This is a genomic window from Nocardiopsis sp. CNZ308 (genome assembly GCF_004217075.1).
In genome coordinates this window covers 1,635,725-1,659,611 of sequence record NZ_SHKJ01000001.1, presented here as the reverse complement: position 1 = coordinate 1,659,611, position 23,887 = coordinate 1,635,725, and the positions used below count along the sequence as shown (strand labels likewise).

Below are 23,887 nucleotides of genomic sequence, written 5' to 3'. Positions count from 1 at the left end.
CCGCCCGTGCGGCCCCGGTCAGCGGGACCCGCCCGGTTCGGTAACGCCCGGACCGGGCGGTGGCCGGTCAGCGGGCCACCCGGAAGAACCCCTCCGCGATGAGGGTGCGCAGCGCGTCGGGCGTGCGCTCGCGCACCAGCGCGGGGTCCTCGCCGATGAGCTCGGCGATGACGTTCAGCAGCGGGCCCACCGGCATGGTGCCGTCGCACACCCCCGCGAGGGCGGCCTCCACCGTCCCCACGCGGGCCACGCGCCGCAGGCCGTCGCGCTGGCGCAGCAGGATCTTCTCCGGGTCCGGAGCGCCGGGGAGCCCCACCCTCTCCTCCACCACGCCCGGCGCGAGCGCCACGTGCGCGGACAGCAGCGCGGCGTCGGTCAGGCGCAGCGCGGTCATCGCCCCGTCCACCACGTCGGGCAGGTAGGGGCCCACGGGCCGCTCGATCTCGTGCCGCAGCTCCTCCACGCGCACGGTCGCGTCCTGGGCGACGTCGTTGCGCAGGCAGATCCACCCGAACCCGATGCCCTTGATGCCCTCGCGCTCGAAGTAGTCGAGCCAGGCGTCGTAGCGGCGGGTGTACTCGGGGGTGCCGTGCTCACAGGAGTCGCGCAGCCACAGCTCCACGTACTCGGCGGGGTCCTGCACGTCGCGCTGGACCACCCAGCCCGAGCACCCGGTCCCGGTCACCCAGCCGCCGACCCGGTCCTCCCAGTCGTCGCCGTCGCGGTGCACCCAGTTCGCCAGGATCTGGCACCAGCCGCCCTCGGTCAGGTGCGCCGGGGCCTGCCGCACCAGCTCGGCGCACACGGTGTCGCCGGGCAGGTCCGACTCCCGGTAGGTGTACCGGGAGGAGTCGGGGGTGATCACGAACGGCGGGTTGGACACGATCAGGTCGAAGCGCTCGCCCTTGACCGGCTCGTACAGCGAACCCTGCTCCAGGCGGGCGTCGGCGACCCCGGACAGGGCCAGGCTGATCCCGGCCAGGCGCACGGCGCGCGGGTTGAGGTCGGTGGCCACCACCTCGCGCGCCCGCGAGGCCAGGTGCAGGGCCTGCACCCCGCATCCGGTGCCCACGTCCAGGGCGCGCTCCACCGGCCCGTCCACGATCAGCCGGGACAGGGTGGAGGAGGCGCCGCCCGCGCCCACCACGTGGTCGGGAGCGGGGACCGCGCCGCTTCCGGGGCGCACCTTGGGGTCGGAGACCACGAACCCGGGCCTGCCGTCCTCCAGCTCCCAGGGGCCCAGGTGCACCAGGGCGCGCACGACGGGCCCGTTCTGCCCCTCCTCCACGGTGACCAGCCCGGCCTCGGCCAGTTCGTCCACGGGCAGGATCGAACGCGCGGCGCGCGCGGGGATGGACGACCGCAGCCACCACAGGCGCAGCAGCAGTCCGAGCCGTTCGTCGCCGCCGGTGGCGCGCAGGGCGGGCACCAGCTCCTCGCGGGCCAGTGCGCGCGCGGCGGCGTCGCCGAGGCGGTCACGGACGCCGGACACGGTGTAGTCGGCGTCGATGAGGATGCCGCGGAGTCGCTCGGCCAGACCGCGCGGAAATCTCGTCTCAGACACCCGCCCATTATCGGGCAGAACCGCGGTGCCCCGCCGGGGGGTGCCCGGCGCTGGTCAGGAGCGGTCGGCCCGGCGCTCGGCGGCGTCGGAGCGCCTGCGCAGCAGGTGGGGTATGTACAGGAACCCGAACACGCCCAGCACGATGCCGGTCACGCAGACGCCGATCCACCAGCGCTCGGACGCGGGCAGCCCGTCGCCCATCGCGATGAGGACCACGAGCGCCACCGTCCACGCCAGGGTGCCGATCGCGGCGGGCACGCGGTAGTCGCTCTCGTGGACGTCCGGGTCGGGCTGGCGAGGTTTGCGCACGGTTCCAGGCTATCCGCTCACCGCGGGGGAGGGCGCGCGCGTGCGGTGGAGGCGGCGCGCACCGGAGAGGGGGCGGGCGCGCCGGAACGGGCGGCGCGCGCACCGGGCCGCCCCGCCGCCCGGGGACGGATTCGTCACACTCGCGGAGCCGATCCTCCGGCCCTCTGGTCTTTCCTCCGAAGAATCGGGGAAACATGTGGCCCGGGTTGTGTGAACATGCAACTAACCTGACGCAGAATCCTTCTTGTCCAGTAAGTACGACCAGGTCAGGCTGACGACGTGAAAAATCCGAGTCCATCCCCCAGCGGCACCGGTCCATCCCCCAGCGGCACCGGCAAGACGCCGTCGGGCCCCCTCGACCGCTACTTCCGCGTCTCCGAGCGCGGGTCCACCTTCGGCACCGAGGTGCGGGGCGGTCTGGCGACCTTCTTCGCCATGGCCTACATCGTGGTCCTCAACCCGCTGATCATCGGTACGGCCGAGGACGTCAACGGAGAGACCCTGGGCATCCCCCAGGTGGCCGCCGTCACCGCCCTGGTCGCCGCGATCTCCTGCGTGCTCATGGGCGTCGTCAGCCGCTACCCCTTCGCCATCGCGGCGGGCATGGGGCTCAACGCCGTCGTCGCCTACGGCATCGCGCCGGTCATGCCCTGGTCCGACGTCTTCCTGCTGATCATCATCGAGGGCGTGCTGCTGCTGATCCTGGTGCTCACCGGGTTCCGCACCGCGGTCTTCGCCGCGATCCCGCCCGGCCTCAAGGTCGCCATCGCCGTCGGGGTGGGCCTCTTCCTGGCCCTGGTCGGCCTGGTCAACGCCGGTTTCGTGCAGGCCGGTGAGGGCACCCCCGTCCAACTCGGCAACGGCGGCCTCCAGGGCTGGCCGATCCTGATCTTCGTCATCGGCCTGCTGGTCACCCTCGCCCTGTACGTGCGCAAGGTGCCGGGCTCGATGCTCATCGGCATCATCGCCTCCACGGTCGTCGCCCTCCTCGTGGAGTCGCTGTTCGGCGGCGGCGACAACCGCCTCGGCTGGAGCCTGACGGTCCCGACCCTGTCCTCCGGCGGGGGAGTGGTCGCGATCCCCGACTTCTCGCTCGTCGGCATGTTCGCCGACGGCGGTCTCAACGTGCTCTCCCGTTGGGCCGACATCGGCATCGCCACCGTGGTCATGCTGATCTTCACGCTGCTGCTCGCGGACTTCTTCGACACCATGGGCACCATGGTCGGTGTCGCCCACCAGGGCGACCTGGCCGACGAGGACGGCAACATCCAGGGCTCCCGCGAGGTGCTGGCCGCCGACTCCATCGGCACGGTCCTGGGCGGCCTGGGTTCGGCCTCGGTCGCCACCATCTACGCCGAGTCCGCCGCGGGCGTCGGCGAGGGCGCCCGCACCGGTATCGCGCCGATCGTCACCGGTGTCCTGATGATGCTGGCCACCCTGTTCACCCCGCTGGTGAACCTGGTGCCCTTCGAGGCCGCCACACCGGTGCTGGTGATCGTGGGATTCATGATGATGGTCCAGGTCGTCAACATCGACTTCACCGACCCGGCGCTGGGCCTGGGGTCCTTCATGGCGATCATCATGATGCCCTTCACCTACTCGATCGCCAACGGCATCGGGTTCGGCCTGCTGACCTACGCCTTCGTCAGCCTGGTCACGGGGAAGGGGCGTCAGGTCCACCCGCTGCTGTGGCTGATCTCGCTGGTCTTCCTGATCCACTTCGCCGAGGCGCCGATCAACGCCCTGATCGGCTGACGCGCGGCTTTCCGGCAGTCCGGGAATTCCGGCGGCGGTGAACGGCGTTGACTCCAGTGATGAGTCAACGCCGTTTACTTATTTGCCCGCTTTGTCCACCCGGCCGCGACCGAAGCCGACCGCCGATGGCCGCATCAGTCCCTCCCCTCACGTCCGAGGGGAGGGACTGATGCGGCGTATCGCCATGTTCCGGTCCCTGGCCAACCGCAACTACCGGCTGTACGCCCTGGGCCAGCTGCTGTCCAACCCCGGCACGTGGATGCAGCGCATCGCGCAGGACTGGCTGGTCCTCCAGCTCAGCGGGGGCAGCGGTATCGCGCTCGGCATGACCACCGCCCTCCAGTTCCTGCCGCTGCTCCTCTTCGGGCTGTGGGGCGGGGCGCTGGTCGACCGGCTGGACAAGCGCAGGCTGCTGGTGTGCACCCAGGCCGCCATGGGCGTGCTCGCCGTCGGCCTCGGAATCCTGGCCACCGCGGGGGCCGCGCAGGTCTGGCACGTGTACCTGTTCGCCTTCGTGCTCGGCATGATCACCGTGCTCGACAACCCCGGGCGGCAGGCCTTCGTCCCGGAGATGGTCGAGCGCGAGCACCTGTCCAACGCCATCGCGCTCAACAGCGCCAGCTTCCAGCTCGGCCGGGTGACCGGTCCGGCCGTCGCCGGTCTGCTCATCGCCGTCATCGGCAGCGGACCGGTCTTCCTCATCAACGGCGCGTCGTTCGGGTTCACCATCCTCGCCCTGATGATGATCCGCACCTCCGAGCTCAACCCCACCGAGCGGGTGGCCCGGGGCAAGGGGCAGATCCGGGAGGGGCTGCGCTACATCGGCGGCAGACGCGACCTGGTCCTGCTGCTGGTGCTGGCCGCCGCCACGCAGTTCTTCGGCGCCAACAGCCAGAACCAGATCGCGCTGATGGTCAACAACGTGTTCGAGGCCGGAGCCGACGCCTTCGGCGTGGCCGCCGCCTTCCTGGCCGTCGGCGCCCTCGCCGGCGCCCTGCTGGCCGCCCGTCGCGACCGGCCCCGGCTGCGGCTGGTGCTGATCGGGTCGCTGGCCTTCGGCGCGCTCCAGGTCGTCGCCGGTCTCATGCCCGGCTACGTGCCGTTCGTCCTGGTGCTGGTGCCCATGGGTGTGGCCTTCATGACGTACGTGACCACGCTCAACGCCACCTTCCAGCTCAGCGTGGACCCGCGTATGCGCGGGCGCGTCATGAGCATGTTCCTGCTGGTGTTCATGGGCGTGGCGCCCATCGGCGCGCCCGTGGTGGGCCTGCTCGCCGACACCTTCGGCCCGGAGACGAGCCTGGTCATCGGCGGCGCGGTGACCCTCGTGGTCGTCACGGTCATCTCCGTCCTGCTCTTCCGCGCCAAGGGCGTGCGCCCGCGCGACGTGCTCCCGGGGCGGCGCCCCTCCGCGGACGCGGAGGCCGCCGCCGAGGAGGAGGCCTCCGAGGAGGAGGCCGCGGAGGCCGGGAGCGGACGCGAGGAGGCCCCGGAGGCGGAGCGCGAGCGGGTGGACGCCGAGCGCCTCCCGGACGGCTCCACCCGGGTCCGCCTCGTCCCAGGCGAGGACGGGACCCGACCGGACACGGTCACCCGTACCTGAGACCCCCGGTCGTGCCCCGCCGTCCTCGGGGCACGACCGGGGCGGCCGTTCCGGCCCCTCGGAGCCCTGCCGCCGCCGGACCGGCCGCACGCGGGCCCGGCGGGGTTCCGGCGGACTTTCCCGGGAACGGACCCGCGGCCCCCGGCAGACCGCAGCCCCCCGGGGAGAATGGGGACATGAGACTGTTCGCGGCACTGGACCCGCCCCCCGACACGGCGCAGGCGCTGCGCCGGGCCGTCGACCGGGGCCGCGGCCACACCCCCGGCCTGCGCTGGGCCGATCCCGACGAGTGGCACCTCACCCTGGTCTTCCTCGGCGAGGTGGACGGGGCCCTCCTGCCCGCGCTCGGCGACGCCCTCGGCCGGGAGGCCCGCGGGCACCGGCCCTTCCACATCACCGCCGAGGGCTGGGGAGCCTTTCCGGGCGACCTCCGCCGCGCCTCCGTGCTCTGGGCCGGGCTCGGCGGCGACACCGCGTCCCTCCACGCCCTCGCCGACGGACTGCGCGCCGCCGCCGCCGAAGTCGGCGTGCCCGTCGAGAACCGCCCCTACGTGCCGCACGTCACGGTGGCCCGCAGCCGTCCCGCGCGCGACCTCACCGGAACCGCCGACGCCCTCGGCGCACTGCCCGGCCGCGGGTGGCCGGTCCGGGAGGCACACCTGGTGGAGAGCAGGCCGGAGCGGGAGGACCGCTACCGAACCGTCCGGACCTGGCGGTTAGGCTGGGAGGCGGATCCCACCCGACCTCCTGAGCGGAGCACGTCATGAGCATGCTCACCAACAACCGCAAGCAGCGCTGGCTGCTGCCCGTGGTTCTGGGGGGCATCATGCTCATCGTGCTCCTGGGCGCCCTCGTCGGCTGACCGGCGGCCCGCGGGCCGCCGACGGGCTTGACCTTGACACCAGCGTCAGGGTTCTAGCGTGCCGCCATGAACTCCTCGACGACCGCCACCGGCCGCGTGCGTGGCCCGGGCTGGCTGGTGTGCCTGCTGTTGACCGTCTTCGCGATCGGCACCGACGACCTCGTCATCGCCGGGCTGCTGCCCGACATCGCGCGCGACCTGGGGGTGGGCCTCCCCGCGGCCGGACAGCTGGTGACGGTCTTCTCCCTCACCTACGCCGTCGCCGCTCCTCCGCTGGCCGTGGCCACCGCCCGGCTGCCGCGCAGGGCCCTGGTCCTCGGCGGGCTCGGGCTGTTCGCCCTGGCCAACCTGGTGACCGCGCTGGCGCCCTCCTACACCGCCCTGATGGCGCTGCGCGTGGTCACCGCGCTCGTGGCCGCCACCGTGACCCCGGCGGCCTTCTCCATGGCGGCCCGGCTCTCCCCGCCCGAGCGGACCGGCCGCGCCATGGGCGCGGTCGCGGCCGGGCTCACCGTCGCCCTCTTCCTCGGCGTGCCCGTCGGCACCCTTCTGGGCTCCGCCTTCGGCTGGCGCTCGGCCTTCGTCTTCGTCGGCCTGTTCTCCCTGGGGGTGCTCCTCGTCTCCGCCCTCCTCCTGCCCGGCCTACCCGGTATCCGGGAGAGCGGTGCCGGACGCCAGTTGCGCCAGCTCGGCCGCCCGGCGGTGCTGGCCTGCGTCGCCGGTACGGTCGTCGGCGCGGGCTGCGGGTACATGGCCTACACCTACATCGCCCCCCTCGCCCGGGCCCTGTCGGGCGCGGACAGCGCCGCGCTGGCCCCGCTGCTCGCGGTCGCGGGGGTCTCCGGCGCCCTCGGAACCCTCCTGTGCGGCCGCGCCACCGACCGGTGGGGCGCGGACCGCGTGCTGCTGGCCGCTTTCGCCGGGCTGGTCGCGGCCAACGCCCTTCTGGCCGCGCTCGGCCTCCTGGGAGGGGGAGCCGTCCCGGTCGCGGCGCTCGCCGCGCTGCTGGCCCTGTGGGGTTTCACGGCCTGGGGGTTCGCCGCTCCCATGAACGCGCGGATCCTCGGCCTCGCCGGGAACGCGGGCACCGAGGCCGTGGCGCTCAACACCAGCGGACTCTACGTCGGCGTCGCGGCGGCCGGCGCGGCCGGGGGCGCCGCGCTCTCCGGGTACGGCGCTACCGGGGTGGCGGTGACGGCAACCGGTGTCGGGCTGGCCGCGCTCGCGGTCATGGCCGCCTCCGTACGGCTCTTCCCCACCGGGGCGCCCTCCGCTCCGCCCGCCTCCGCGCCTACCCTGGGCGGGAGCGACCCCGGGAGGCGGAATGCGGATCGGTGAACTGGCCGAGCGGACCGGTGTGAGCACGCGCGCCCTGCGTTACTACGAACAGCGCGGCCTGCTCTCCTGCGAGCGCGCCGCCAACGGCTACCGGGAGTACCCGCCCGAAGCGGTGAGCCGGGTGCACGGGATCCGGCTGCTCCTGGACTCCGGGCTCACCTCGGACGACGTCCGCGAGCTGCGCGGGTGCCTGGTCCTGGACCTGGTCGACGAACCCGAGTGCGCCGAGGCCGTCGAGCTGTACGAGAACAGGCTCCAGGCCGTGCGCGAGCGCATCGACGTCCTGACCCGCACACGCGACCGGTTGGAACGGCACCTGGACGAGGCCAGGGCGGGCGGGGGACCCGGCTGACCCCCACCGGTCGGAGAACGCCGCCGGGGCCGCGCCGGGACCGTGCGGCGGGCGCGGCGGACCCCGCCGCACCGCGACCGCCCCCGCCGTCCCCCGGGTCACGCGGAGGCGGAGGCCAGGCTCACCGCGTGCGCGACCAGGTCCGCGTTGTCGTGCGCCTCCCCGCCGTCGGGCAGGCGCATGGTGTCCTCCAGTCCCATCCGGATGTCGTAGCCCGAGGCCACCGCCGTCTCCAGGACCGGCCAGGCCGTCGCGTCGGCCCCGTGCAGCAGCCGCGGCTGGTTCGCCCCCGCCCGGTCCAGCAGGGAGCAGATCGCCTCGGCGTTGCGCCGGGCGTCCTCCACCGCGACCTGCGTGGGCTCCACCAGCACCGCCGCCGCCCTGAGCTTCGTGGCGACGAGGATGCGCGCGGCCTCCACCGTCCACACCCCGGCCTCCACCCCGATCCGGCGGTCCTCCAGCAGGTGCGCCAGGTCCACCGAGCCCGCCTCGTGCAGGTTCACGGTGACCGAGTCCGGCAGCGCCGACGAGGCCCAGCGCTGCACCAGGTCGTAGCGCCGCCACGGATCCGACTCCGCCGACAGCGACGTGGTCAGCGACACCGGCACCCGCGGCCCGTCGGCGCGCAGCCGCTCCATGAGCGGGCCCACCACCTGGGGCGCCAGCGACTCGGCCCCGGTGGGGTCGCGCGGATGCAGGTGCAGCTCGGTCGCGCCCGCCGCCACCACCGCGTGCGCGTCCGCCACCAGCTGGTCCGCGGACACGGGCAGGGCGGGGTGCGCTCCGGGGCGGCGGTCCCCGTTGAGACAGGCGACGATCCTCATGGGTGCCCTCCTAACGGCGCTCCGTAAGCCCAATGTGCCCGTTACCGCACGGGTACAAGCCATCCGTGGCGTTCCCTGGCAGGATGTCGGTCATGAGAACTCCGCTCGTTCTTGCCGCCGCAGCCCTCTTCGCGACCCTCCCGGCCGCCCCGGCCCTGGCCTTCCCCGAGGACCCGAGCGACCCCGGCACCGGTGGTGTCGACTACCCCCGCGGAGGCGAGGGGCCCGAGGGCTCCGAGATCGCCTTCGAGTTCCAGGACCCGAGGATCTCCGAGTCCAGTGGAATCGCCCCCTCCCTGCTGCACGAAGGCGTGTGGTGGACCCACAACGACAGCGGCGAGCACCTGAACGAGGTGTACGCGGTCGACGAGGAGGGGCACACCCTCGCCACGGTCACGCTGAACCTGGACCGCCGTGACTGGGAGGCGATCACGGTCGCCGAGGCCCCCGACGGGACGCCGTCGGTCCTGGTGGCCGACATCGGCGACAACTTCGGCGGCGGCTGGCCCGACGTCAGCGTCCACCGCTTCCCCGAACCCGGGGCGCTCGCCGACACGGCGGTCGACCCGCAGGTGTTCACCTTCACCTACGAGGACGGGGGACGCGACGCCGAGTCGCTGATGGTCGACCCCCGCGACGGCCGGATGTACGTGGTGACCAAGGAGTTCGCCGGCGGCCTGTACGCCGCGCCCGAGGAGCTCGAACCGGGGGCCGAGCACGTCCTGGAGCGGATCGACTCGGCGCCCCTGTTCGCCACCGACGCCGCCTTCAGCCCGGACGGCAGCCGCTACGTGGTCCGCACCTACTGGGGGGCCACGGTCTACGACGCCACCGGGGGCGTGCCCGGCTCCTCCCTGGGCGCCTTCGACCTGCCCGAGTCCGACCAGGGCGAGGCCATCGCCTTCACCCCCGACGGCACCGCCCTCATGGCCGGGACCGAGGGGCCCGGGGCGCCGGTCTGGCGGATCCCGCTGGAGGACCGCTACCTCGCCGAGGTGCCCCCGGTGCGGGAGGTCGCCGCGCGGGAGACGCCCGCGGGGGAGGGCGGGACCGTCGAGCCCGAGACGCGGGGGGCGCTGCCCTTCATCGTGGGCGGCGGCGCGGTCGCCGCCCTGGTCATCGTCGCGATCGTCCTGCTGGCCCGACGGGGCTGACCCCTACCCCTCGGGCTGCGGGTCCAGGAAGTGCTCGCGCGCCAGGAAGGCGTGCCGGGAGAAGTCGGTGAACACGCCGTCCACCCCGGCCTCGAAGAAGGCCTCGTACTCGGCGGCGAAGGAGCCGTAGTCGCCCGGTTCGCCTTCCGAGCGCAGCTCGGCGGGAAGGAAGTGGTTCTCGCTGCGGAACGTGTACGGGTGCACCAGGAGCCCGGCCGCGTGCGCGTTCTGCACCAGGTCGGTCGGCTCCCCGAGCACCCCGTCCTCCACGGGCACGACCAGGCTCTTGGCCGGGCCGATCGCGTGCGCGAACGTCGCCACCTCGGCCAGGCCGTCCGGCGTGGTGTGGTGCAGCCAGTGCTCCTCGGCGCCCATGAGGTAGACCAGCGGCAGCTCCGTCACGGCCAGCTTGCGCAGGCTGTCGGCCTCGAAGGACTGGAGGAACACCGGCACCAGCGGCTCGGGGCCCGTCAGCCCCGCCTCCCGCAGGGCCTCGATCAGCACCGGTTCCAGCTCCAGGCCCTGCGCCTCGTGGTAGGCGGGGTGCTTGGTCTCGGGGTAGATCCCGATCGGGCGGCCCAGCTCCTTGGTCAGCGCCAGCGCCAGCTCGATGACCTCCTCCAGGGTCGGGATCCCGTAGGTCCCGTCCATCACGGCGTTGTCCGCGCGCACGTCCTGGAGGCGCTCCACCGCGCGCAGCGTCCGGATCTCCTCCAGCGTGAAGTCCTGGGCGAAGAACCCGGTCACCTCGCGCCCGTCGACGGTGCGCGTGGTGCGCCGGTCGGCGAACTCGGGGCGCTCGGCCACGTCCGTGGTCCCGCCGATCTCCTGCTCGTGGCGGCAGACCAGCCTCCCGTCCCTGGTCGAGACCAGGTCCATCTCGATGAAGTCGCCGCCGTGCCGGGCCCCCAGCTCGTAGGAGGCCAGCGTGTGCTCGGGGCGGTGCCCCGACGCCCCGCGGTGCGAGATGATCTTGATGGGGATTTCCTTCTTGTTCCTGCGCACAGCCGAACCGTCCTGAAGAAGCGAGATGCCGGGAAAAGGGGGAGGCCGACCCGACGCGGGTCGGCCTCCATTGTGCAATGCGGGACGAACGGGTCAGGACAGCTCGGTGAGCACGTGGTCCACGCACTCGGTGAGCGCGCGCACGTCGTCCGGGTCGATCGCCGGGAACATGGCCACGCGCAGCTGGTTGCGGCCCAGCTTGCGGTAGGGCTCGGTGTCGACCACGCCGTTGGCGCGCAGGACCCTGGCCACCGCGGCGGCGTCCACGTCGTCGCTGAAGTCGATGGTGCCGACCACCTGCGAGCGCTTGGACGGGTCGGTGACGAACGGCGTCGCGACCGGCGACTTCTCCGCCCAGTCGTAGAGGACCGAGGAGGACTCGGCGGTGCGCGCCACGGTCCACTCCAGGCCGCCCTGGCCGTTCATCCACTCCAGCTGCTCGGCGAGCAGCAGCAGCGTGGCCACGGCCGGGGTGTTGTAGGTCTGGTCCTTGCGGGAGTTGTCGATCGCCGTGGGCAGCGAGAAGAACTCCGGCACGTAGCGGCCGCTCGCCGCGATCTCCTCCACGCGGGCCAGGGCCCGGGGCGACATGACGGCCAGCCACAGCCCGCCGTCGGCGGCGAAGCTCTTCTGCGGCGCGAAGTAGTAGACGTCGGTCTCGGCGATGTCGACCGGGAGGCCGCCCGCGCCGCTGGTGGCGTCCACGAGGACGAGCGCGTCCTCGTCGGCGCCCGCCACGCGCCTGATGGGCGCGGCCACACCGGTGGACGTCTCGTTGTGGGTCAGCGCGTACACGTCCACACCGGCCTCGGCCACGGGCTCGCCGTGGCTGCCCGGGTCGGTGCTGATGACGGTGGGCTCCTGGAGCCAGGGCGCGCCCTTGGCGACCTTCGCGAACTTGCTGGAGAACTCGCCGAAGGCCAGGTGCTGGGACTTCTCGCGCAGCAGGCCGTGCGCGGCGATGTCCCAGAAGGCGGTGGTGCCGCCGTTGCCGAGGACCACCTCGTAGCCGTCGGGGAGGGAGAACAGCTCGCTCACCCCGGAGCGCACCCGGGAGACCAGGGACTTGACCGGCTTCTGCCGGTGGGAGGTGCCCATGTAGCGGGAGCCGGATGCGGCCAGGGCCTCGATCTGGGCGGGGCGGACTTTGGACGGGCCACTGCCGAAACGGCCGTCGGAGGGCAGCAGGTTCGCGGGGATCTGAATCTCGTCGGTCACGACCACCAGCGTAGTGGCGGCGGGGGCGGCGGGGCCGGTCAGGGCCGCTGTTGGGACGCCTGAAATGAAGCGGGGGAGCGGGCGCGATGTCACGTTCCTGGGGGTTCTGGCCGGTATGGGCCAGCCACATTTCGGTTAATTCGAAGCGTTTTCTGCCACAAGTGTTGTCTTATGGGATGGGTTTCGGGGGGAACGCCAGAACACAGCGCGCTATGCGGAGAGGTGTCCACACGTGGCCGACAGCAGGTCCGACCCCGAGGCCGCCCCCGGGCGTGAGGGCGGCGCCTTCCTGCGGGTCTTCGACGCCCTGCGCGTACGCCCCACGCGGGCCGACACCCGCCTCATGGGCGGGATGGAGCGGCGGGCCGCCCGCAGGCTCCCCGTCGGCAACCGCGGCGGCGCCCAGCGCGGCGACGTGGCCGAGCCCCCGCCCGTGCTCGACCTGGAACTGGAGGAGGGCGCCGACCGCGACGCCCTGCTGCGGGTGCTCACCGAGCGCTGCGGCGACCAGCCGGTCTGGCGGCTGCCCCTGCGCCCCTCCGACGCCCCCGCGCCCGGGGCGCGGGCCCGGGAGCACGAGGCCCACGCCGCCACCGAGGAGCTCTACGACCTGATGTCGGGCCTGCTGGCCGAGGCCGACGCCGTACGGCCCGCCAAGGAGCGCGGGCGCAGACCCCCGCCCTGGCCCCGCTTCGCGCGGCTGCGCTCCCTGCTGTGGCTGCGCGTGTGCAGGCTCGGCGCCATCCGCTCCGCGGTCTCGGGGGAGGAGGTCGTCCAGGACGAGGCCGACCTCGACGCCAACGCCAAGGCGCAGATCTACGTCGTCGCCGAGCTGAGCCGGGCCAAGCTCGAACACGGCCGGGGCGCGGGCCGCGACGCCGACCGGGCGGCGGAGGACACCGGGGCCGTGCGCCGCTACCCCCACCGCCTGCGCTCGGGCCTGCGCGGCCTCTACGACCGCGCCTTCCAGCGGACCGCCGTGTTCGTCGCCCGCCTCACCGGCCGGGTGACCTTCGGCAAGGCCGACACACACGTGCTCACCCCCTGGGGCTTCCTCCTCAACCTCGCCACCCTGGCCGCGCCCGTCATCCTGGGCGGTGTCGTCGCCGGTGTCTTCGGGCTCGTGCTCCAGGGGCTGAACAACCTGGTCACGTTGGGCGTGGGCCTGCTGCTGGCGGTCGTCTACGCCTGCCTCGGCCTCTTCCTCGTCCTGCCCTGGCGCTCCTACCGCTGGCTCAACCACCACCGGTACGTGGTGGACACCCAGGCCGCCAGCGACGACAAGGAGGCGGTTCCCCGCAACCACCGCGCCCGCGGCGTCCACGTCCTCAACCTGCTCAACCGCCGACGCCTCACCGGACGCCTCGTCCGCGGCCCCGAGCCCGACGGAGAACACGGTGAGCCCGGCGGGAACGGGGACGGCCGCCCTCCCGAGCGCCCCGACACCACGCCCGCGCTCGACGGCTGGTGGCCGTTCCCGGCCGGGTTCCGCCGACGGCACGCGGCCGTCGCGGTCGTGCCCCCGCAGGAGCGGACCGAGCGCGGGAGGGAGGACACCGCCGAACGCCCGCGCGGAGAGCGTCCGCCCGGCGTCCACCGGCTCGCCGTCAACGCCTTCCTCGACGACCTCGCGCACACCCACGGCGGCTCCCCGGGACGCCGCCCGTTCTCCCCGCGCCGCGGGCGCCGCCAGCGCCCCGTGCTCCTCGTGGACCAGGACCGCCTCGACCGGGTCGGCCGCTACCTGGTCCGCCTCATCGAGGACGAGCGGCTGCGCCGCGCCTTCCCCGACCCCCTGCTCGTCGTGCAGGTGCGCGACCGCGGCACCCGGCCGCTGGTGGATGGCCGGGTGGACGTCTCCCGCTACCCCACGCTGCCCGAGGCCGAGAACGGCAGCCGCCCCGAGGAGGCGGTGTCGCGGTGGCTGCGCGAGCGCCACGCCGCCGGGGTGCTGGGCCGCTCCCGGCTGCTCACCCAGCGGATCCCGGCCGACCCCTCCGCCTGGGCGGGCAACCCCGACCCGCCCGAGCGCGCCCGGGTGCTCACCGCCGGTGCGATCACCGGGGTCGCGGCCACGGCGACCGCCGCGGCCACCGCCGTCGCCGTCCTGGCGCTGTGGGTGGTCGGCCCGGTCGTGGCCGAGCGCTTCAACCCGTGCGCGTCGGGCGGGGTCTGGACGCCCCGGGGCATCGAACGGCACGGCGAGGACTGCGTGGGGGTGACCTTCGGCGACTTCGTCTTCCACGAGCGCCTGCGCGAGGTCACCGAGCGCATCCACGAGCAGAACGAGCGGATCGACGAGGACGACGAGAACCACGTCACCATCGCCTACGTCGCCGAGCTCAGCACCACCGGCGGCAGCGACCTGTCCCTGGCCGGGGTCCAGGGAGAGCTGCTGGGCCTGGCCCACCAGCAGGCCGAGCACAACGCGTCGGGCGACGCCTCCCTGCCCCGGATCAAGATCCTGATCGCCAACACCGGCGAGGGCTGGCGGTACGCGCGCGAGACCGCCGAGACGATCGTCGAACGCGCCCAGGACGAGGGCCTGGGCATGGACCGGCCCGTGGCCGCCGTCGGCTTCGGGCACAGCGTCCAGCCCAACACCGAGGCCGTCCGCGTCCTCAGCGGGGCCCGGATCCCCATGGTCGGCACCACCGCCACCTTCGACGACGTGGCCATGGAGACCTCGGGCAAGTACAGCCAGTACTTCTTTCCGGTGGCGCCCTCCAACACCCGCCTGGCCGACCAGGCCGCCCTGTGGGCCTACCGAGGCGTGCCGTGGACGGGCGAGGGGCTGGCCGAGGGGCAGGCGCCCGAGTCGCTGGGCCCCGCCCGCACCGCCGTGGCCATCGCCGACAACCAGGAGGGGGAGAGCTACGGCCCCCACCTGGCGGTGCGGTTCATGAACGCCTTCCGCACCCTGGGCGGCCAGTCCTGGACGGACGGCGGGGAGGGCCACCCCGTCACCCTCGCCGACGGCGGCACCGGTGTCTTCCCCGGCGTGCTGCCCTACCAGGACGGCGGCCCCACCCAGGCCGACCAGCTGTCACGGGTGTGCGCCGAGGACCCGCCCGACGTCATCTACTTCGCGGGCCGCTCCACCGACTTCATGGACTTCCACAACCAGGTCCAGGAGGAGGGGATGTGCGTGGAGGCCGGGGTCGACATCCTCGGCGGGGACGACATCGCCAAGTTCGTCACCGACCACGCCGAGACGCTCGGCCACGCCTCCGGGTACCCCGTCTTCTACACCCCGCTCGCCGCCAGCGGCGCCTGGAGCCAGTACACGCGCGGCAGCGAGCGCGCCTTCTACGCCGAGGCCGACGCCCTCATCAGGGAGCTCTACAGCGGCCGGGAGGAGGACGAGGAGACCGGGGAGGAAGGGGAGCGGGGGACCGACGCCGAGGCCGTGGAGGCCGACGGCGGCATGCCCTCGATCACCCACGCCGCCGTCGCCCACGACGCGCTCAAGGTGGTCTCACGCGCGCTGCGGGGCATCCCCCACCCGCTTCCCGAGAGCGACGGGCCCCGGGAGGCCTCGGCCGCGCCCACGGAGCGGCCCTCGCCGTTCCTGGGCACCGACACCGGGTACGAGCAGGAGCAGCAGGCGCTCGTGGAGAACATCCAGGGCACGCACAACCTGTCCGCCGTCTCCGGCTACCTCGGCTTCGGGGAGCCCTCCGAGGGCAACTGGTACCGCGACCGCATGGTCCAGCTCGTCGTGGTCGGCCCGCTGGGCTCGGACGGCGAACGCCAGCACGTGATCGCCGCCTGCGGCCAGGTCAGCACGGGCACGGTGGACCCCGGACCGGCGTGCGCCTGACGCGCGGGTCCGGGTGGCGCGCGCGGCACCCGACACGAGAGGATGCCCCGTGTGGACCACCAAGACCCCGCCGAACTGCGCAAACCGTACCTGGGCGCGCCCCTGAGGCGCTCCGGGCTCGCCGACCACCCCATGACGCAGTTCCACCTGTGGTTCGACGAGGCCTACGACTCCGGACTGGCCGAACCCAACGCCATGGTCCTGGCGTCCGTGGAGCCCTCGGGCATGCCCCGCGCCCGCACCGTGCTGATGAAGGGCTACGACAGCACGGGACTGCGCTTCTTCACCAACTACACCTCGCGCAAGGGACGGGCCCTGGAGGCCGACCCGCGCGCCAGCGCGGTCTTCCCCTGGCACGCCATCCGGCGCCAGGTCCTGCTGGCCGGACGGGTGGAGCGGCTCAGCGACGAGGAGAACGACCGCTACTTCGCCTCGCGCCCGCGCGGCTCCCAGCTGGGCGCCTGGGCCAGCGAGCGCCAGTCGCAGCCGGTGGCGGACCGGGCCGAACTCGACCGGCTCTACCGGGAGTTCGACACGGTCTGGGCCGCCGAGGAGCAGATCCCCCGGCCCGCCTACTGGGGCGGCTTCCGGCTCGTGCCGAGCGAGGTGGAGTTCTGGCAGGGCGGTGCCGACCGCATGCACGACCGGTTCCGCTACCTGCGCGAACCCGACGGCTCCTGGAGCGTGGAGCGCCTGGCGCCCTGACCGGGCCGTTCGGTGACGCGCTCGTCGCGCGCCGCTCCCGAGAGTGATCTTGGCCGCTTCGTACGGGAGTTCGGGGCCCGTTCCCGCAGGTGGGCGACGGCCCGACGCCCCTCCGGCGCACGCGGTGGGCTGGAAGGCCCCCGTCTGCGTGACCAAGTGCCCTTGCCGCAGGGGGAGAACGTATCCGCATCGTGAGACCGGGCAGAAATCCGGGCGCCCCGCGCCACGATATGCTTGCGTGTATCGGTGGTCGCTCCCGCGGTCCTGCGGACGCCCCGGTCCCCACTCGGCCCCTGGGAATCACGTCGCCCCGGCCTGTGTTGTGAGAGACCCGCCGTGCCCGTCGTGACCGCGCGCCGGGCACAGAGCCTTGGGAGGGGAGACTTGACCGCACACGGGCTGATCGACACCACGGAGATGTACCTCCGTACGGTCTTCGAGCTCGAAGAGGAGGGCATCGTCCCGCTTCGGGCCCGTATCGCCGAACGCCTGCACCAGAGCGGCCCCACGGTGAGCCAGACCGTGGCCCGCATGGAGCGCGACGGCCTGCTGCGGGTGGAGAACGACAGGCACCTGGTCATGACCGCCGAGGGGCGCCGTCTGGCCACCCACGTCATGCGCAAGCACCGGCTCGCCGAGCGCCTGCTCGTGGACGTCATCGGACTCCCCTGGGAGGACGTGCACATCGAGGCCTGCCGCTGGGAGCACGTCATCTCCGAGGCCGTGGAGGAGCGTCTGGTCACGCTGCTCAACGCCCCCTCGGTGTGCCCGCACGGCAACCCGATCCCGGGCCTGGACGAGCTGGGCCTGGAGGACTACTCCCCCGAGCCCTTCACCGACGACTCGATCGTCCCGATGATCGACGTCGCCGGGAACAGCGAGACCACGGTCACTGTTCGGCGTATCAGCGAGCAGATCCAGTCGGACGCCGACATCATGCTCACCTTGCGCCGATCCGGGGTACAACCGGGACAGGAAGTGGTCTTGCGAGCCTCTGACGACGGGGTCCGCGTGACCGACGGTGAGACCGGGGAAACCGAGCTCTCGGCGCTCGTCGCCGGGCACATCTTCGTCGCCAAGCCGTGAACCGTACGGACGCGTTGATTGGTTGCTCATCAGGATTGTCACATTGCGCTGCGGGAACGTTGACGGTGTTGCTACGCTCGCTCCAAGGTGCGGTCGTTCGGGGTACCCGGAGCGGGCATGTATGCAGCTCATGACGGCGAGGTGGCGGCTAGATGACACGGTGGGGTGAGCCCTTCCCCAAGGGTGACGCGCTCGCCGCGGCCGCCGTGGCGGACCAGGCACAGATCGCCATCGTCGTCATCGACCGCGCCAGCCTCCTGCGCTACTGGAACCCCTTCGCGCGCGAGCTGTTCGGGTTCGTGGGCGGTCGCGACTACGTCGGCCTCTCCCTGCTCGACATCGGTATCCACGAGTCCGACCGCGAGCACGCCTCCCAGCTGGCCCGGCGCGTCCTGCGCGGCGAGCCGTGGGAGGGCACCTTCGCGGTGCTCCGGGGCGACTCGACCTGGATCCACGTGCGCGCCCAGGCCGTGCCCATGCACAACGAGTCCGGCGAGATCGACGGCATCACCCTGATCGCCAGGGAGGCCCTGCGCAGCGGACGGGTGGAGGAGCAGTACGGCCTGCTGGAGCGCATCGGCAGCCGCCTGACCAGCTCCCTGGAGTTCGACTCCACGGTCAGGGGGGTCGCGGGCATCCTCGTGCCGCAGTTCGCCGACCACTGCTTCATCGACCTCTACGACCGCGACCGCCTGGTCAGACAGGTGTCGGTGCACGCCGAGGGGTGGACGCCCCCGCCGCGCACCTGGTTCGAGGTCGGCGACGAGGTCCGCTACCCCGAACGCCACTTCGTCACCCAGGCCCTGCGCCGCATGGAGACGGTGGTCAGCAGCGAGTACCTGTTCGAGAACTCGCCCAGCACGCGCTCCGACCAGGTCTCGCGCCAGGTCGGCGTCACCTCCGCCATCGCCGCCCCGCTGCGGGCCCGCGGCGAGGTGCTGGGCGTGCTCACCCTCGCGCTGTCCGGGCTCTCCCCGAGGCAGAAGAGCACCTACGGGGGCTTCGACCGCGACCTCGTCGGCGCCATCGCCTCCCGCGTGGCCCTGGCCATCGACAACGCCCGCCTGTTCGAGCAGGAGCGCAGCACCGCGCTGGCCTTCCAGCGCAGCCTGCTGCCCAGCAGCCTGCCCCGGCTGGACGGGCTGACCGCGGCCCACCGCTACCTGCCCGCGGGGCCGCTGCGCTCCGACGGGTACGGGGTCCAGACCCAGATCGGCGGGGACTTCTACGACGCCATCCCGCTCTCCGCCGGACGCGTGGGCCTGGTCATCGGCGACGTCGAGGGCCGCGGCCCGCACGCCGCCGCCGTCATGGGCCAGCTGCGCGCCGCGCTGCGCGCCTTCGCCCAGGCCGACCGCGAGCCCGCCGACATCCTGCGCGAACTCGACGAGTGGGTCCGCCAGCTGGGCCAGGTGGACGAGGAGGGCGGCACCTGGATCCCCAGCGTCAGCTGCCTGTACATGGTCTACGACGCCTGGTCGCGCGAGCTGTCCTACGCCAACGCCGGGCACGCGCCCCCGCTGCTGGTCACCTCCGATTCGGTGGAGAAGATCGACCTGGAGGTCACCGACCGCATGCTGGGCGTGCGGGCCAAGGGCGGATCGGGCGAGGACGTGGTCTACCACCAGGCCAACCTGCGCCTGCCCATCGGCGCCACCCTGGTCCTGTACACCGACGGGCTCGTGGACCGGCGCCCGGCCGGGGGCAGGGCGGACCCCGAGAGCGCCTTCGCGCTGCTGGCGGAGCGGGTGGCCGAGGTCGCCGACAAGGACGTGGACCAGATCGCCGAGGCGGCCGTGCACAGCGTCCCGGGCGAACACGACGACGACACCGCGCTGCTGGTCGTGCGCACCCACTCCGAGGAGCTGGCGCTGCGCGAGGGCTGGTTCCCCTCGGAGGCCTCCACCGTGGGAGAGGCCCGCCACATGGCGGCGCACACCTTCAGCGAGTGGGGGGTGGACCGCGACCAGGCCGAGCTGGCCTGCCTGCTGGTCTCGGAGATCGTCACCAACGTGGTCATCCACGCCACCCCGCACCCGGTGCACCGCGAGTTCACCGGCGGAGGGGTGCTGGACTCCGAGACCCCGCTCGACGCGGTGGCCGACGAGTTCGACGAGGACTGGACCGACCTGCTGGAGGCGGTGGCCGAGGAGGCCGACGAACCCGCCGAGGAGGCCGGGGAGAAGGAGTTCCTGCTGCGGCTGCGGCGGGGCGCGAACACGGTGTGGGTGGAGGTCTTCGACAACGACCTGCGCCTGCCCCGCATCCGCAGCGCCGCCGCCGACGACGAGGGCGGCCGCGGCCTGTACCTGGTCGAACAGCTGGCCAGCCGGTGGGGGGCGCGGCCGACCCCGGACGGCAAGGCGGTCTGGTTCGAGATGCCCATGCACTCCGAGGAGACCGGGGAGCAGCACAGGGCCGACGACGGGGAGAAGGCCGGGCGGGACTAGCCTCCCGACGCCTGCGGGCCCGGCGCCGTCGCGGAACAGCCGCGACGCGCCGGGCCCGTCCGTTCGGCGGCCGCCGGCGGTCCGCTGACGCCTGTCGCGGAGGGGGAGCGGGCCGCGGCACCGGCCCGCCCCTCGGGGAGGGTCCCGCCTAGCGCCAGGACCAGGCCCACAGCAGCAGGCACAGGAAGACGAAGAAGACCACGATCCCGCTGGTGGTCCAGGGGATGTGGACCCGGGGCCGGAGCTTGCGCACCCCGATCACGAGCAGCACGACCAGCAGGCCCATGACGATGAGGCCGTCCCAAGCACCGCTCATTCCAGCTCCGACCCTTCTGGGGAGGGGGTTGTGCGGTCACAGACCCAGGCCGCGCCCGACGATCTCCTTCATGATCTCGGTGGTGCCACCGTAGATCGTCTGGACGCGGGTGTCCTGCCAGGCCCGTGCCACGGGGTATTCCATCATGTACCCGTACCCGCCGTGAAGCTGGAGGCACCGGTCCACGACCTTGTTGCACAGTTCCGTGGTCCACCACTTGGCCATGGCGGCGTCCTCCACGGTCAGCTCACCGCGGTTGAGCAGGCCGATGCCGCGGTCCACGTAGGTGCGGGCGATGTCCACCTCGGTGGCCAACTCGGCCAGAACAAAACGGGTGTTCTGGAAGCGCCCAATCGGACGGCCGAAGGCGGTCCGCTCTCGGCAGTAGGCGATGGTGTGCTGGAGCACGGCGTCGGCGGAGGCCACCGCGCAGGTGGCGATGGACAGCCGCTCCTGGGGCAGGTTCTCCATCAGGTGGACGAACCCGCCGCCCTCCCGGCCGATGAGGTTGGCCGCCGGGACGCGCACGTCGTCGAAGAACAGCTCGGCGGTGTCCTGCGCCTTCATGCCGATCTTGTCGAGGTTGCGGCCCCGGGTGAAACCGGCGGCGCCGCGCTCCACCGCGATCAGCGAGAAGCCCTGCGCGCCCGCGTCGGGGTCGGTCCGGGCGACCACGACCACCAGGTCGGCGTTCACGCCGTTGGTGATGAAGGTCTTGGACCCGTTGACGACGTACTCGTCGCCGTCGCGCACCGCCGAGGTGGCGATGCCCTGGAGGTCGCTGCCCGCCCCGGGCTCGGTCATGGCGACGGCGGTGATCAGCTCGCCGCTGGCGAACCCCGGCAGCCAGCGCCGCTTCTGCTCCTCGTCGGTCAGATCGACCATGTACGGGGCCATGACGTCGTTCTGGAGGGTGACGCCCAGGCCGCTGGCGCGTGCCCGGCAGATCTCCTCGTTGACGATGGTGTTGTAGCGGAAGTCCCGCAGCCCGGTTCCGCCGTACTCCTCGGGCACGCCGTGGCCGAGCAGGCCGACCTCGCCCGCCCTGGTCCACACCTCGCGGGGCACGATCCCGTCCTCCTCCCACTCCGGATGGCGGGGCGTGACCTCGCGCCTGAGGAACTCGGCCACCGATGCGCGGAAGAGGTCGTGGTCGGCGTCGAAGAGTTCCCGCTTCATGCTCTGCTCCGGGGTGTCGGGGTTTCCTGCGTGACGCCACAGTAACCGAACAGGATTCGGTTTTGAAGGGGACAGTCCAAGCCCCGGCAAAGTTCCCGTGCCCGTGGAAGCCCGTCCGGCGGTTCCCGCGGGGCGCGGGTGCGACGGCTTCCTAGGGTGGCGGCAGCGGAGCCGGTAGCCGAGGGGCGGGACCGTGTGCGGCCCGGCCGGGGGAGGGGAGGGCCATGGTCCAGTACGAGGCCAGGCATCGGGCTCGCAGGGAGCACCGGAGCGGCAGGATCGCGGTGATCATGAGCGCGCTGATGCTCACCGTGCTGCTGGCGGCCCTGGACCAGACGATCGTGTCCACCGCACTGCCCACGATCGTGTCCGACCTCGGCGGGCTCAACCACCTGTCGTGGGTGATCACCGCCTACCTGCTCGCGGTCACGGCCGTCACGCCGCTGTGGGGCAAACTCGGCGACCAGTTCGGCCGCAAGCAGTTCTTCCTGGTGTGCATCGCCGTCTTCGTGGTGGGCTCGGCCCTGTGCGGGACCGCCCAGAGCATGCTCCAGCTCATCCTCTTCCGCGCGCTCCAGGGCGTGGGCGGCGGAGGGCTCATGGTGCTGGCCTCCGCCATCATCGGCGACGTCGTCTCGCCCCGCGAGCGCGGCAAGTACCAGGGGCTGTTCGGCGCGGTGTTCGGAATCTCCAGCGTGGCCGGTCCGCTGCTCGGCGGCCTGTTCGTGGACCACCTGTCCTGGCGGTGGGTGTTCTACGTCAACCTGCCGCTGGGGGTGCTGGCCTTCATCACGGTGCTCGTGGTGCTGCCGCGCCGCCAGCCGGCCGGCCGCCAGAGCATCGACTACTTCGGGATCGTGCTGCTGGCCGCCACCGCGATCTGCCTGACGCTGGTCGCCTCCTGGGGCGGCAGCCTCTACCCGTGGACGTCGCCGCAGGTCCTCGGGCTCGGCGCCGCGGCCGTGGTGCTCGGCGTGGGCTGGTGGCTGTCCGCGCGGCGGGCGCCGGACCCGGTCATGCCGCTCAGCCTGTTCCGCGACCCGACCATCGTGGTGGCCATGGCGATCGGCTTCTGCGTGGGCTTCGCGATGATGGGGTCGATGGCCTTCCTGCCGCTGTTCCTCCAGATCGTGCACGGCCTGTCGCCCACGGCCTCGGGACTGCACCTGCTGCCGATGGTGCTGGGCCTGTTCCTGACCTCGATCACCAGCGGGCGCCTGGTCACCCGCACCGGCCACTACAAGGTCTACCCGGTGCTGGGGATGGCGGTGACCTCCCTCGGCCTGTTCCTGCTCTCGCGGCTGGGACCGGAGAGCTCGATGACGCGGATGGGGCTCTACTTCTTCGTCCTCGGCCTGGGCCTGGGCCTGGTGATGCAGGTGGTGGTCGTGGTGGTGCAGAACGCCGCCAGCTACGCGAACCTGGGGGTGGCCACCTCGGCGGCGACGTTCTTCCGGTCCATCGGGGGGTCGTTCGGCACGGCGGTGTTCGGCGCCGTCTTCTCCGGGCGGCTGGCGGCCGACCTGGCCGAGCGGGCCGCGCAGATCCAGCTGCCGCCCGGGGTGGACCCCGCGGCGCTGGAGAGCGACCCGCGCAGCCTGGACCAGCTGGCCCCGCAGGCGCAGGCGTCCTTCCTCCAGGCCTACGCGGACGCCGTGGACACCGTCTTCCTGTGCGCGGTCCCGGTCGCCCTGGCCGGGTTCGTGCTGGCGCTGTTCCTGCGGCAGGTCCCGCTGCGCACCACCATCGACTCCCCGGACCTGGACGAGTCCATCCCGCCCGTGGCCGCCGCGAGCCGCAGCGCCGTCGCGCACGTGGAGAAGGAGGTGTTCCGGGCCTGCGGCCGGGAGGGCGCCGACCAGATGTACGAGCGCCTGCGCGAGGCGGCGGGCCTGGAGGTCTCGCCGCGCGCGTGCTGGGTGCTCAGCCACCTGGGCGTGACCGGGCCGCTGTCGCCCGGGGAGCTGGTGGAGATGTCCGGGCTGCCCGCCGACTCCTGGGAGCCGGTCCACCGGGAGCTGGTCGAGGCGGGCTACCTGGCGGGTGAAGGCGAGCCCTGGGAGCTCAGCCGGCGCGGCGCGTCCGCCGCACGCGGGATGTTCGAGGCCCAGCGCACCGCGCTGCGCTCGCTGCTGGCCGACTACGGGCCCGAGGAGCACCCCGAGGTGGTGGCCGCCCTGGAACGCATCACCACCGACGTCCTGGGGGACGAGGGGGACGCCGGGCACCTGGCGCGGGGGGCGCACCGGGCGTGAGGGGCGCCGGGGAATCGGTGGGGGCGGGGCTTGCCGGATCCGAGAAACCGAATACAGTTCGGTTCATAACCGCCATCCAGGCACTTGGA

At 72.9% G+C, this 23,887-nt stretch carries 18 protein-coding genes; 11 read left to right on the top strand and 7 right to left on the bottom strand.

Annotated features, from left to right (window positions below; all coding sequences use genetic code 11):
* Window positions 1-67 precede the first annotated feature (67 nt).
* Window positions 68-1,564: a DUF7059 domain-containing protein gene (locus EV372_RS07080; RefSeq protein WP_130395344.1), complete on the bottom strand. Its 1,497-nt coding sequence runs from the start codon at window positions 1,562-1,564 to the stop codon at window positions 68-70.
* Window positions 1,565-1,618: 54 nt separating this feature from the next.
* Window positions 1,619-1,873, bottom strand: a complete 255-nt coding sequence (locus tag EV372_RS07075) for a DUF2530 domain-containing protein (RefSeq protein WP_130395343.1) — start codon at window positions 1,871-1,873, stop codon at window positions 1,619-1,621.
* Between the two features lie 279 nt (window positions 1,874-2,152).
* Here EV372_RS07075 and EV372_RS07070 point away from each other — a divergent pair, with 279 nt between their 5' ends.
* The 5 genes from EV372_RS07070 (at window position 2,153) to EV372_RS07050 (ending at window position 7,783) form a co-directional block, all read left to right on the top strand.
* A complete protein-coding gene (locus EV372_RS07070; RefSeq protein ID WP_130395342.1) occupies window positions 2,153-3,628 on the top strand; it encodes an NCS2 family permease in 1,476 nt (491 codons plus the stop codon).
* Between the two features lie 169 nt (window positions 3,629-3,797).
* Window positions 3,798-5,231 carry an MFS transporter gene (locus EV372_RS07065; protein WP_130395341.1) on the top strand — a complete coding sequence of 478 codons (1,434 nt, stop codon included), beginning with the start codon at window positions 3,798-3,800 and terminating at the stop codon, window positions 5,229-5,231.
* Window positions 5,232-5,407: 176 nt separating this feature from the next.
* Complete coding sequence (gene thpR / locus EV372_RS07060) at window positions 5,408-5,998, top strand: RNA 2',3'-cyclic phosphodiesterase (RefSeq protein ID WP_130395340.1); 591 nt, start codon at window positions 5,408-5,410, stop codon at window positions 5,996-5,998.
* A gap of 161 nt (window positions 5,999-6,159) precedes the next feature.
* The gene (locus EV372_RS07055; protein WP_130395339.1) at window positions 6,160-7,431 is read left to right on the top strand and encodes an MFS transporter; all 1,272 of its coding nucleotides are present in this window, start codon (window positions 6,160-6,162) and stop codon (window positions 7,429-7,431) included.
* Window positions 7,418-7,783 carry a MerR family transcriptional regulator gene (locus tag EV372_RS07050; RefSeq protein ID WP_130395338.1) on the top strand — a complete coding sequence of 122 codons (366 nt, stop codon included), beginning with the start codon at window positions 7,418-7,420 and terminating at the stop codon, window positions 7,781-7,783. The genes EV372_RS07055 and EV372_RS07050 overlap by 14 nt, the downstream gene beginning before the upstream one ends.
* Window positions 7,784-7,881: 98 nt before the next feature.
* Here the strand turns inward: EV372_RS07050 and EV372_RS07045 are convergent, their stop codons facing one another.
* Complete coding sequence (locus tag EV372_RS07045; RefSeq protein WP_130395337.1) at window positions 7,882-8,607, bottom strand: 3-keto-5-aminohexanoate cleavage protein; 726 nt, start codon at window positions 8,605-8,607, stop codon at window positions 7,882-7,884.
* Between the two features lie 92 nt (window positions 8,608-8,699).
* On the opposite strand from EV372_RS07045, the gene EV372_RS07040 reads away from it, so the two are divergent.
* A complete protein-coding gene (locus tag EV372_RS07040; RefSeq protein WP_130395336.1) occupies window positions 8,700-9,761 on the top strand; it encodes a hypothetical protein in 1,062 nt (353 codons plus the stop codon).
* A 3-nt stretch (window positions 9,762-9,764) separates the two neighbouring features.
* Here EV372_RS07040 and EV372_RS07035 read toward each other — a convergent pair whose 3' ends face one another.
* On the bottom strand, window positions 9,765-10,766 hold the full coding sequence (locus EV372_RS07035; protein ID WP_130395335.1) for a glycerophosphodiester phosphodiesterase family protein: 1,002 nt from the start codon (window positions 10,764-10,766) through the stop codon (window positions 9,765-9,767).
* 93 nt (window positions 10,767-10,859) lie between these two features.
* A complete protein-coding gene (gene serC / locus EV372_RS07030) occupies window positions 10,860-11,990 on the bottom strand; it encodes a phosphoserine transaminase (protein WP_019607904.1) in 1,131 nt (376 codons plus the stop codon).
* Window positions 11,991-12,216: 226 nt separating this feature from the next.
* Here serC and EV372_RS29000 point away from each other — a divergent pair, with 226 nt between their 5' ends.
* The 4 genes from EV372_RS29000 to EV372_RS07010 all read left to right on the top strand — a co-directional run bounded on the left by EV372_RS29000 (window position 12,217) and on the right by EV372_RS07010 (window position 20,048).
* Window positions 12,217-15,807: an ABC transporter substrate-binding protein gene (locus EV372_RS29000; RefSeq protein WP_156095256.1), complete on the top strand. Its 3,591-nt coding sequence runs from the start codon at window positions 12,217-12,219 to the stop codon at window positions 15,805-15,807.
* 51 nt (window positions 15,808-15,858) lie between these two features.
* Window positions 15,859-16,512 (top strand): pyridoxamine 5'-phosphate oxidase, encoded by a 654-nt coding sequence (pdxH, locus tag EV372_RS07020; RefSeq protein ID WP_130395334.1) that lies wholly within the window; start codon window positions 15,859-15,861, stop codon window positions 16,510-16,512.
* Between the two features lie 384 nt (window positions 16,513-16,896).
* Window positions 16,897-17,598 (top strand): iron-dependent transcriptional repressor DtxR, encoded by a 702-nt coding sequence (locus EV372_RS07015; RefSeq protein ID WP_013155169.1) that lies wholly within the window; start codon window positions 16,897-16,899, stop codon window positions 17,596-17,598.
* Window positions 17,599-17,750: 152 nt separating this feature from the next.
* Window positions 17,751-20,048 (top strand): SpoIIE family protein phosphatase, encoded by a 2,298-nt coding sequence (locus EV372_RS07010; protein WP_130395333.1) that lies wholly within the window; start codon window positions 17,751-17,753, stop codon window positions 20,046-20,048.
* A gap of 148 nt (window positions 20,049-20,196) precedes the next feature.
* Here EV372_RS07010 and EV372_RS28995 read toward each other — a convergent pair whose 3' ends face one another.
* Entirely contained in the window at window positions 20,197-20,364 is a 168-nt protein-coding gene (locus EV372_RS28995) for a hypothetical protein (RefSeq protein ID WP_013155167.1), read from the bottom strand.
* A 36-nt stretch (window positions 20,365-20,400) separates the two neighbouring features.
* Window positions 20,401-21,543, bottom strand: coding sequence for an acyl-CoA dehydrogenase family protein (locus EV372_RS07005; RefSeq protein WP_130395332.1), 1,143 nt, complete (start codon window positions 21,541-21,543; stop codon window positions 20,401-20,403).
* 224 nt (window positions 21,544-21,767) lie between these two features.
* Between EV372_RS07005 and EV372_RS07000 the strand changes: the two genes are divergently transcribed.
* Window positions 21,768-23,798: an MDR family MFS transporter gene (locus EV372_RS07000; protein ID WP_130395331.1), complete on the top strand. Its 2,031-nt coding sequence runs from the start codon at window positions 21,768-21,770 to the stop codon at window positions 23,796-23,798.
* Window positions 23,799-23,887 lie beyond the last annotated feature (89 nt).